The organism is Mycobacterium sp. (genome assembly GCF_039583805.1).
Classification (GTDB): Bacteria; Actinomycetota; Actinomycetes; order Mycobacteriales; family Mycobacteriaceae; genus Mycobacterium.
Genome location: NZ_JAVKSH010000121.1, coordinates 1 through 10493 on the forward strand (window position 1 = coordinate 1; position 10493 = coordinate 10493).

The 10493-nt window shown below is 69.2% G+C and carries 9 protein-coding genes and 1 pseudogene; 4 read left to right on the plus strand and 6 right to left on the minus strand.

Going from position 1 to position 10493, the window contains the following annotated elements:
- The coding region (locus ABDW21_RS14660) for a hypothetical protein (protein ID WP_343710627.1) at positions 1–504 on the plus strand (504 nt) is incomplete at its 5' end.
- Positions 505–565: 61 nt separating this feature from the next.
- A complete protein-coding gene (locus ABDW21_RS14665) occupies positions 566–1207 on the plus strand; it encodes a GAP family protein (RefSeq protein WP_343710629.1) in 642 nt (213 codons plus the stop codon).
- Between the two features lie 4 nt (positions 1208–1211).
- On the opposite strand, the gene ABDW21_RS14670 is transcribed toward ABDW21_RS14665, so the two are convergent.
- Positions 1212–2711, minus strand: a complete 1500-nt coding sequence (locus tag ABDW21_RS14670; protein WP_343600845.1) for a PE-PPE domain-containing protein — start codon at positions 2709–2711, stop codon at positions 1212–1214.
- Between the two features lie 108 nt (positions 2712–2819).
- Here ABDW21_RS14670 and ABDW21_RS14675 point away from each other — a divergent pair, with 108 nt between their 5' ends.
- Entirely contained in the window at positions 2820–3992 is a 1173-nt protein-coding gene (locus ABDW21_RS14675) for an FAD-binding oxidoreductase (RefSeq protein ID WP_343600846.1), read from the plus strand.
- 10 nt (positions 3993–4002) lie between these two features.
- Complete coding sequence (locus ABDW21_RS14680) at positions 4003–4896, plus strand: aldose 1-epimerase (protein ID WP_343710628.1); 894 nt, start codon at positions 4003–4005, stop codon at positions 4894–4896.
- Positions 4897–5005: 109 nt separating this feature from the next.
- On the opposite strand, the gene ABDW21_RS14685 is transcribed toward ABDW21_RS14680, so the two are convergent.
- From ABDW21_RS14685 to ABDW21_RS14705, 5 genes and pseudogenes are all read right to left on the minus strand, one after another.
- Positions 5006–5386 carry a helix-turn-helix domain-containing protein gene (locus tag ABDW21_RS14685; protein WP_343600848.1) on the minus strand — a complete coding sequence of 127 codons (381 nt, stop codon included), beginning with the start codon at positions 5384–5386 and terminating at the stop codon, positions 5006–5008.
- A complete protein-coding gene (dnaJ, locus tag ABDW21_RS14690; RefSeq protein ID WP_343600849.1) occupies positions 5386–6567 on the minus strand; it encodes a molecular chaperone DnaJ in 1182 nt (393 codons plus the stop codon). The genes ABDW21_RS14685 and dnaJ overlap by 1 nt, the downstream gene beginning before the upstream one ends.
- Before the next feature lie 53 nt (positions 6568–6620).
- Entirely contained in the window at positions 6621–7289 is a 669-nt protein-coding gene (grpE, locus tag ABDW21_RS14695) for a nucleotide exchange factor GrpE (RefSeq protein ID WP_343600850.1), read from the minus strand.
- Positions 7286–9157, minus strand: coding sequence for a molecular chaperone DnaK (dnaK, locus tag ABDW21_RS14700; protein WP_343600851.1), 1872 nt, complete (start codon positions 9155–9157; stop codon positions 7286–7288). The genes grpE and dnaK overlap by 4 nt, the downstream gene beginning before the upstream one ends.
- A gap of 896 nt (positions 9158–10053) precedes the next feature.
- Positions 10054–10478 (minus strand): annotated as a pseudogene (locus ABDW21_RS14705) (serine protease); the annotation flags it as partial.
- Between the last annotated feature and the right edge of the window lie 15 nt (positions 10479–10493).

A 10493-nucleotide genomic window follows, 5' to 3' on the forward strand; every position in this document is an offset into this window, starting at 1 on the left:
GCCGGGTGGCCGTCGCCGGACCCCATGCCGCGGCCCATGCCTGGCGGGCCCGCCGGGTGGCCGCCCCCGTACAGTCCGCCCCCGTACAGTCCGCCCCCGCGCAACCGGACCGGCTGGATCGTGGGCGGGATTGTCGCCGTCGCGGCGATGGTGGTGGCCGCGACGGTGATCCTCGCAGTGGGCGACTCCTCCAAGAACGCCGACGAAGCTCAGATCCGGTCGGTGATCGCGCAACTGTCGCACACTGCCGGCACGGACGTCACCGCCGCCCGTGGCCTGTTCTGCCAGAAGGTGCAGCACATCTTCGACGTCATCGAAAAGCACCACCGCAACCCCGGCGGGCCGGGCACCGGCATTTCCGGCTCGGGGAAAGTCAGCATCGACTCGATCACCGTCGACGGCGACACCGCGACCGCCACCGTCACCCAACGAGGCGGCCGAAATCCGGGCACCCGCGTCCTGCGGTTCGTCAAGGAGGGCGGGGCCTGGAAGCTGTGCACATAGACCGGCACGACGCGGCGGACGGTGTGGCAGGTCCGGCGCCGGGGGTGCGGCCGTCACCGGGCTGATACCGCTGGCGCTGGTCATCGCGCTGTCGCCGTTGACGATCATCCCGGCGGTGCTGGTGCTGCATACGCCGCGGCCCCGGCCCACCGGCCTGGCCTTCCTGGCCGGCTGGCTGGTCGGCCTGGCCGCTCTGACGGCGGTCTTCGTCGGCATCTCCGGCCTGCTCGGTGGTCTGCACAAGACGCCGCCGGTGTGGGCGTCGTGGCTGCGGGTGGTCGTCGGCGCGGCGCTGGTCGTGGTGGGCGTGCTGCGCTGGCTGACCCGGCGGCGCCGGGCGGCGACGCCGGGCTGGATGCGGTCGCTGACCGCGGTGACGCCGCTGCGGGCCGCGGTGACCGCGGCGGTGCTGGCCGTGGCCCGGCCCGAGGTGCTGTTCGTTTGCGCCGCAGCGGGTTTGGCCATCGGCACCACCGGCCCGGGCATCGCGGGTGCCGCGCTGTCGGTGGTCATGTTCGCGGCCGTCGCCGCGGCGTCGGCAGCGATCCCGATCCTGACCTACGCCGGCGCCGGCGACCGCCTGGACGCGCCGCTGGCCCGGCTGCAGACCTGGATGGAGCGCAACCACGCGGTGATGGTTGCGGCCATCCTCGTCGTGATCGGAATCCTGGTGGGCGCCAAGGGATTCCGCGGGCTCGGCTAGCAGCTCACATCGACGGGATCAGCGCGGTGAAGTCGCCGATGGTGTGCATCACCGCCAGCCCGAACACCTCGGTCTCCGACGCGAACAGGTCCGTCCCCTCGCCGACGTCGAGCGCGACCGGCAGGCCCAGCGCGTCGACGATGTTGCCCTGCGAGAGCTCCTCGGCGAAGGCACCGACGTCGAGCAGCGGCAGCTGCGCCAGCGTGAGCAGGTTGTCGGCCGTCGGCTCCAGGATGGAGTAGTCGAACGACGCCGCGCTGGACACCGCGTTGACGAACTCGGTGACCGGAGCGAACGGACCCGACGGGGTGGGCAGAATCTGGTTCAGCGAGGCGACCGGCGCGTACTCGCCCTCGAGCACCTGCGCCGCGCCGGGACCCAGCAGTGTCGACAGGATGGTGATGTAGTTCAGCTCGTTGAGGTGGGTCAGCCCGTAGGCGACCTGCGCCGGCACTTGGCTGAGCACCGACTCCAGGTTCGCCGGCACCTGCGGCAGGTCGGACACGAACGCTCTGACGCCCTGCTGGGCGCCGGTGGCCAGCTCGCCGAGCACGGTGAGCGGGCTGACGTCCGGGGACACCCCCACCGGATACGGCTCGAACGACGGCGGCACGTAGCCGAGGTTGCCGGCGCCGTAGCCCAGGTCGACGAGCACCTTCAGGTCCGGCTGCAGCAGGTCGGCGAGCGGCTGCCCGATCACCGAGACGTCACGCACCACGTCCAGCAACGGCAGGTTCTGGGTGGGGATCAGGTAGTAGTTGATGGTGCCGCCCGCGGAGCTGTGCAGGGTGGTCAGCAGGACGTCGCCGTTGGGGGCGAGCTCATCTGCGGGGGCCGTCGTCAGCGCCGGGTAGCTAGAATGCACGAAGAGGAAACCCAGGGCCGCGTTCAGGTCGGCCAGGACGTTGATCGGATACGCCGGCGGCTGGGTGACGCCGTCGTACTGCAGGGCGTAGATGTCGGTGGTGTAGGGCGTGTCGGGCAACGTCGAACCCTCACCGGCCGGATCGCCGATCAGCACGAACTGCACCTGGTCCGGCTCGGGCGTATTCGGCACCTTGTTGGCCAGGTCGGCGGCCAGGTTTTCCTCTTCCTCGGTGGCGATGCCGGAGCTTTGCGAGTAGCCGAACACCACGACGTCGTTACCGGCAGCGACCTGGCTCTTGATGTCGCCGTCCATGATGACCAGGCCCTGCTCCGTCGACGGGCCGCCGGCCAGGCTCTTCACCCCGGTCAGCGGGTCGTTGGGGTAGAAGCCCTCGGGCGTGAACGCGCTTTGGGCGTTGGCAACCGTGTAATCGGGCAGAATCGGGGTCACGAAGAGTTTGGTGACGTTGTCCACGATCTCCTGCGACGGGATCGGCAGTCCGCTGCCGCCGTACACCAGCGTGACGTCGTCGCCGTAGGCGAACGGCGCGTGCATCGCCGCCGTCACCCCCAGCAGGCCAACACCCGCCGTCGCGAATAAGCCAAGACTCAGAAAGCGAACACCACGAGCCGTCATCGACCTCTCCCAAACCTTAAGGTTAGCTAACAGTTACCTAGCACCTCGGCGGGATCCGCGTCAAGGGATTCGGCGGACTCGCGGGCGGCGCGCCTAAAATCGGCGCCCGTGGGCCTCGACGACCGGGACGCGCTGCGGATGCTGCACGCCGTCTTCCAGGACGAGACCTCCTGCGCCGGCGACGGGCTCGTCGGCCGGTTCTTCACCCGCTGGTTCGCCCTCGACGTCGCGCTGCGCGACCTGTTCCCGCCGGACATGGCGGGTCAGCGCGCGGCGTTCGGGCACGCCCTGCGCTGGGTGTACGGGGAACTGGTGGCGCAGCACGCCGACGAGCCGGTGGCCTTTCTGGCCCAACTCGGCCGCGACCACCGCAAATACGGGGTCACCCCCGAGCACTACCACACCCTGCGGCGGGCCCTGTATGCGACGTTGTGCGACGCGCTGGCCGACGCCTGGACCGATCGCGTCGACGCCGCCGCCCGCCAGTCGCTGAACCTGATCACCGGGGTGATGAGCGGGGCCGCCGACGCCGACGACGTACCCGCGTGGTGGGACGCCACGGTGGTCGACCACCACCGGGTGTCGCGCGACGTGGCGGTGGTCCGGCTGCGGCTGGACCACCCGCTGCCCTACCACCCCGGCCAGTACGTCCACGTCACCGTGCCGCAGTGCCCGCGGCGGTGGCGCTACCTGACGCCGGCCATCCCGCCCGACGACGACGGCGCCGTCGAATTCCACGTCAAAGCGGTGCCCGGCGGCCTGGTCAGCGCCGCCGTCGTCGGCGAAACCCGGCCCGGCGACCGCTGGCGGCTGTCCGGCCCGCACGGCGGCCTGCGCGTCGACCGCGACGGCGGCGACGTGCTGATGGTGGCCGGCAGCACCGGCCTGGCGCCGCTGCGCGCGATCATCATGGACCTCGCCCGGTGGGCGGTGAACCCACGGGTGCACCTGTTCTTCGGCGGCCGCTACCCGTGCGAGCTGTACGACCTGCCCACGCTCTGGCAGATCGCCGCGCAGAACCCGTGGCTGTCGGTGTCCCCGGTCTCGGAATACCCGACCAACCCGCGCTGGGCCGGCGACTATCCCGACGTGACGCCGCCGCGCGGCCTGCACGTGCGCCAAACCGGCCGGCTTCCCGAAGTGGTCACCGGCTACGGCGGCTGGAGCGACCGGCAGATCCTGATCTGCGGCGGCCCGGCGATGGTACATGCCACCCGGTCCGCGCTGATCGCCAAAGGGGCGCCACCCGAGCGCATCCGGCACGACCCGCTGCCGGGCTAGTCTGGGTGCCGTGCGCCGTGTCACCCTGCACGACCCGTCGTCTGCCGTACAGGCGCAGTTCGTGCCTGGCGCGGGCATGGTCGGCGTGTCGCTGACCGACGCCGGCGTGCAGCTGCTGGGCCAGCGCCGCGGGCTGGACGCCTACCTCTGCGACGCCAAGACGATGGGCATCCCGATCCTCTACCCGTGGGCAAACCGGTTGGGCGGACTTAGTTATACCGCCGAGGGCGCCACGGTGACGCTCACCCCCGGCCGCGGCGGGGTGAAGCCCGACCCCACCGGGCTGCCGATCCACGGTGTGCTGGCGGCGTACCCGCGCTGGCGGGTGCTCGCCGAGTCGGCCGACGAACTGACCGCCGAGCTCGACTACGGCGCCGACCCGACGCTGCTGGCCAGCTTCCCGTTTCCGCACCTGCTGGCGCTGAGCATCCGGCTCACACAGCGAACCCTCACGGTGCAGACGGCGGTGACACCCACCGGCGACACACCCGTCCCGCGGTGTTTCGGCTTTCACCCCTACCTGCAGCTGCCCGGCGTGCCGCGCGAGGAGTGGATTGTCGAGACCCCGGCGCTCCGGCATCTGGTCCTCGACGGGCGGGGGCTGCCCACCGGCGCGGGGTCACCACAGCCTGTCACATCAGAGCCGTTGGGCGACAAGGTTTTCGACGACGGCTACGACGAGGTCGACGACGCCGCGGTGTTCGCGGTGTCCGGAGGTGGACGGCGTATCGAGGTGCACTTCGAGCAGGGGTACCCGGCCGCGCAGATCTTCGCCCCGGCCGGCGAGGACGTGATCTGCTTCGAGCCGATGACGGCGCCCACCGACGCGCTGCGGCGCGGCGGATACCGTAGCGCGCAGCCCGGCGACTGCGCCGTTGCGCAATTCTCGATCCGCGTCTCCTGACCGCCTCGATCCGGGTCTGATCCCCGAACGTGAAGCTGTTGCGAGAAATCGGCGATTTTTTCGCAACCAGTTCACGCTCGGCGACAGGTCATCGCCAGGTGGTCGCCGGCTATCGCCGGGGCTTCCAGACCACCAGCGCGGTGCTCTTGGGCACCACCGCGAGGTCGCGGCGCTGGCCGGCCCGCAGCCGCTCCAGCTCCGCGGCCATCTCCTTGACCCGCGACTTCAGGGCTTCTACCTGATTGGTCAGCTCGATAACGCGTTTGATACCGGCCAGATTGACGCCCTCGTCCTGGGAGAGGCGCTGCACCTCGCGGAGCAGCTCCACGTCGTGCTGTGAGTAGCGGCGTCCGCCACCGGAACTGCGGCGCGGGCTGACCAGCCCGAGCCGGTCGTAGGTGCGCAGCGTCTGCGCGTGCATGCCGGCCAGCTCGGCGGCCACCGAGATCAAAAACGTGTGGGACTCCTGTCCCTTGGGGTTGTTGGCCATCAGCGGTTACCCGCCCACCCGGCTCGCGGGTCGAAGCCGCCGGCCCGCTCGGCGGCGGCGTAGGCCTCCAACGCCTCCTCGGCGGCACCGTCCAGGTTGGGTGGGACCGCGACCTTCACGGTGACCAGCAGGTCGCCGTGGCCACCGGTGCGCTTGGGCACGCCCCGTCCGCGCACCCGCAGGATACGGCCGTCGGCGGTGCCCTTGGGCACCCGAACGCCGACCTTGCCGTCCAGGGTCGGCACCGAAAGTGTTGTGCCCAAAGCTAACTCGGTGAAGCTTACCGGAACGGTGACGGTGAGGTCGTTGCCGTCGCGGCCGAACAGTTTGTCCGGCCGCACGTGCACGGTCACGTAGAGATCGCCCGACGGAGCGCCCCGCAACCCGGCCTCGCCCTGCCCGGCCAGCCGGATCCGTTGTCCGTCTTCGACACCCGGCGGGATGCGCACGTTGATGGTGCGGGTACGGGTGGTGACACCGGTGCCCTTGCACGCCTCGCACGGGTGCTCGATGATCGACCCGCTGCCACGGCAGTCCGTGCACGGTTCGGAGAACCCGAACGCGCCCTGGTTGCGGCTGATCGCCCCGGAGCCGTTGCAGGCGGGGCACACCTTGGGGCTGGTGCCCGGCCGGGCCCCGCTGCCGTGGCAGGTGGTGCACGGCGCCGGGCTGGTGAGCCGCAGCGGCATCGCCACGCCCTTGGTCGCCTCCACGAAGCTCAACTCGGCCTGCGTCTCCAGGTCGTTGCCGCGGCGCGGGCGGCTGGGCCGGGGCGCGGCGCCCCGCCCGAACAAGCCACCAAAGAGGTCGCCGATCGTGCTTCCACCGGTCTGGCCGGCGGCGTCGAACAAGTCACTGAGGTTGAACTCGACGCCGTCACCGCCTACGTCGAAGCCACCGGCGTTGCCGGAGCCCGAGCCGAACCGGCGGCCGAACCCGCCGCCGGCGAAGAGCCGACGGGTCTCGTCGTACTCCTTGCGCTTGGCCGGATCCGACAACACGTTGTGCGCCTCCGACACCGCCTTGAACCGCTCCTCGGCGCGCGCGTCGCCGGGGTTCGCGTCCGGGTGCAGGTCACGGGCAAGCTTGCGATAGGCACGTTTGATCTCCTCCTGGCTGGCTCCGGGGGCGACGCCTAACTCCTTGTAGAAGTCCTTCTCGACCCATTCGCGCTGAGCCATCCTGCGTCACCCCCTCTCAGCTCGGGTGTGGTAGATCGGTGCCGGCCCGTTCGTCAGCCCTCCGGCGGTTCTGATTGTGCGTCGTCGTCGCCGGCCCGGGTGTCGTTATCGGCCGTGTCCGCCGGCTCGCCGCGGGAGTCGCCCGCCGCCTCCCCGCCGACGGTGTCGACCACCGCCACCAGGGCGTGCCGCAGCACCTGGTCGCCGAGCTTGTAGCCCTGCCTCAGCACGGTGCCGATCACCGGCTTGGCGTCCTGGGCCCCGTCGCCCTCGTGCTGGACGGCTTCGTGCAGCACCGGGTCGAAGTCGTCGCCCTCGGCGCCGAAGGCCGCCACCCCGAGTCCGGCCAACACACCGGTCAACTTGTCGGCGACCGACTTCAGCGGGCCCGACTCCAGATCGCCGTGACTGCGGGCCCGGTCGAGGTCGTCGAGGACGCCGAGAAGTGCGCTGACCACAGCGGCCGTCGCCCGGTCCGCAGCCGCCTGCTGGTCGCGCAGCGCCCGCTTGCGGTAGTTGGCGAAGTCGGCCTGCACCCGCTGCAGGTCGGCGGTCAACTCGGCGACCTTGTCCTCGGCGACCTTCTCCTCGGTTCCCGAGGCGGCAGGTGCCGACGGCGCCGGTGCCGACGGCTCACCGGAGGCGTGGCGCACCTCGCCGGTCTCGGGATCGATGCGGCGCTTGTCGGTGACCGTTACCTGTTCGCGGTTGCCTTCACTCACTTGGCCTCCCGGTCATCGTCGACGACCTCCGCGTCCACGACGTCGTCGGCGCCGCCGGACGCCCCGGCCCCGTCGGCGCTGCTGTCGGCGGCCTGCTCGGCCTGGGTGGCCTCGTAGATCGCCTGCCCGAGCGCCTGCGACTCGTGACCCAGCTTCTCCATCGCGGACTTGATCGCACCGATGTCGTTGCCGTCCAACGCCTTCTTCGCGTCGGCGACCGCGGCGTCGACCTTGTCGAGGGTGTCCGCGGGCACCTTCGAGCCGCCGGATTCGGATGCTGCGCTCCGCTGTTCGGCGACGAACTTCTCCGTCTGGTACACCAGCGTCTCGGCCTGGTTGCGGACGTCGGCCTCCTCGCGGCGCGTGCGGTCCTCGTCGGCGTGCGCCTCGGCGTCCTTGATCATCCGGTCGATCTCCTCCTTGGACAGGCCGGAGCCCTCCTGGATTCGGATCGTGTTCTCCTTGCCGGTGCCCTTGTCCTTGGCGGTGACGTGGACGATGCCGTTGGCGTCGATGTCGAAGGTGACCTCGATCTGCGGCACGCCGCGCGGCGCCGGCGGGATACCGGTCAGCTCGAAGGAGCCGAGCAGCTTGTTGTGCGCGGCGATTTCGCGCTCACCCTGATACACCTGGATCTGCACCGACGGCTGGTTGTCGTCGGCGGTGGTGAAGGTCTCGCTGCGCTTGGTCGGGATCGTGGTGTTGCGCTCGATCAGCTTGGTCATCACACCACCCTTGGTCTCGATACCCAGGCTCAGCGGCGTGACGTCAAGCAGCAGAACGTCTTTCACCTCGCCCTTAAGCACACCGGCTTGCAGCGAGGCGCCCACGGCGACAACCTCGTCGGGGTTGACGCCCTTGTTGGGCTCCTTGCCGCCGGTGAGCTCCTTGACCAGCTCGGTCACCGCGGGCATCCGGGTGGAGCCGCCGACCAGCACGACGTGGTCGATCTGCGACACCGAGATGCCGGTGTCGGCGATCACCTGCTGGAACGGTTTGCGGGTGCGGTCCAGCAGATCCTGGGTGATCTTCTGGAACTCGGCCCGGGTCAGCTGCTCGTCGAGGAACAGCGGATTCTTGTCCGCGTCGACGGTGATGTAGGGCAGGTTGATCGAGGTGCTCGGCGACGACGAGAGCTCGATCTTGGCCTTCTCGGCCGCTTCCCGCAGCCGCTGCATCGCCATCTTGTCCTTGGTCAGGTCGATGCCGGTCTGGCTCTTGAACTTCTCGGTCAACCAGTCGACGACCCGCTGGTCCCAGTCGTCGCCACCGAGGTGGTTGTCCCCGGAGGTGGCCCGCACCTCGACCACGCCCTCGCCGATCTCCAGCAGCGAGACGTCGAAGGTGCCGCCGCCGAGGTCGAACACCAGGATGGTCTGCTCCTTCTCGCCCTTGTCCAGGCCGTAGGCCAGCGCCGCGGCAGTGGGCTCGTTGATGATGCGCAGCACATTCAGGCCGGCGATCTGGCCGGCCTCCTTGGTGGCCTGCCGCTGCGCGTCGTTGAAGTAGGCCGGGACGGTGATCACCGCTTCGGCGATGTCCTCGCCGAGGTAGGCCTCGGCGTCGCGCTTCAGCTTCATCAGCACGCGGGCGCTGATCTCCTGCGCGGTGTACTTCTTGCCGTCGATCTCGATCGACCAGTCGGTGCCCATGTGCCGCTTGACCGAACGGATGGTGCGGTCGACGTTGGTGACCGCCTGGTTCTTGGCGGGCTGCCCGACCAGCACCTCGCCGTTGCGCGCGAACGCGACGACGGACGGCGTGGTCCGGGCGCCCTCGGAATTGGCGATGACGGTGGGGTCGCCGCCCTCGAGTACCGCGACGACGGAGTTGGTGGTCCCGAGGTCGATTCCGACCGCACGAGCCATGGTGAATCCTCCCTGATAGTAGAGCGTGACAGTGCACCATACTGAGTGAGTACGACTCAAGACTGCCGTCGGGCGAGGGATGCTGTCAAGTCAGTATTGAGTCTCGTCCACTCAAGGTGCTGTCCGGCTCAACGGCACACGACAACGGAATGTTCCCGCCGGTGGGACAGGCGTAGGAACCCGTCGCGCCGGGCGCTGACAGGTGGTCTCATCAACGCGGTGCGGCACGCTGGATTTGGTCGCGGTCGCTGCGCCATCCGTCTCGGCCTTCTGCGGCCTGGCCGTGTGCGGCCAATTGCGCACCCAATTTCCGGCCAGATTTGCAGGTGCGCTGCGATACGGTCGGATCGCGAAGTACGTTCCAAACCTCACCATTTCGGCTCGCGACGCGGGTCAAGGACTATATGTCGACGGGTGGTACGCGACTACTCAACGGCAAGGCACTATCACCTGACGGCAGAGGGCTCCCCACTTCGGTCCCAACGGCTGACAACGAATCTGAATGCAGGTGCCCTCGTCCGGCCCGGCGTAATAACTATCGCTCCAACGGTCACCGTAGTGGCTGCCGGTGAAGAAGCCGGCGAAGAAGACAGTTGCGATGACGGAGAGGACCAACACGACACCAGCGCCAAGGCAGGCCCCCCGGGTAAGGTGATGGACCATGTTTGGTCGCTGCCATCGCGGCAGATTGGCCGAATCGGCCTTCACGGCAGACGCTGTTGGGTCGTCTCCGGATTGCGTCGTTTGGGCTGAAATTTCATCACCTGACATGCTGGCCTCCCGCGTTATAAATAGCGATGACGACGGTGACGTTGCACCTCGAACCGGGATGGGGCCAGTGGGACAACGGCAGTTGTGGAGGGGACTAAAGTCATCGAAACCGCGCCCTCATAGAAGTCCCCGGTGGCGGCGCCAAGCTTGCACGCTGGCTGGTGCCATTCCAGGTCGGGGCCGATGCCGTTGATCGCGAAGCCGGCGAAGTCCGGGACCGGGGTCACCTTGGCCGGGTCAGATTTGGTCACCGAATAGTCCAGGTGAGCATCGTTCGCGGTAGCCACCGCGGTACCCACAGGGCCGCCGTCTTCGGAGCCCTCGGCAACGACCTGGGCGCCGGGTCCGCCGCAGTGCGCGGCGGTGAAACCCACCAGCTCCCCGGTCTTGTCGTGGCCGATGGTGGTCAAGGTGCAGTAGCTGCCGCAAATGACGATGCCAGCCCGCCGCCGAACAACAGCTTGTCATCGGCGGCCGCGGTGGGAGCATTGATCGTTGCGGCCAATATCGCCAGCGTGACGGCCACCGCCCAGCCACGACCGATGCGCATAAGGGGATTTTCCGT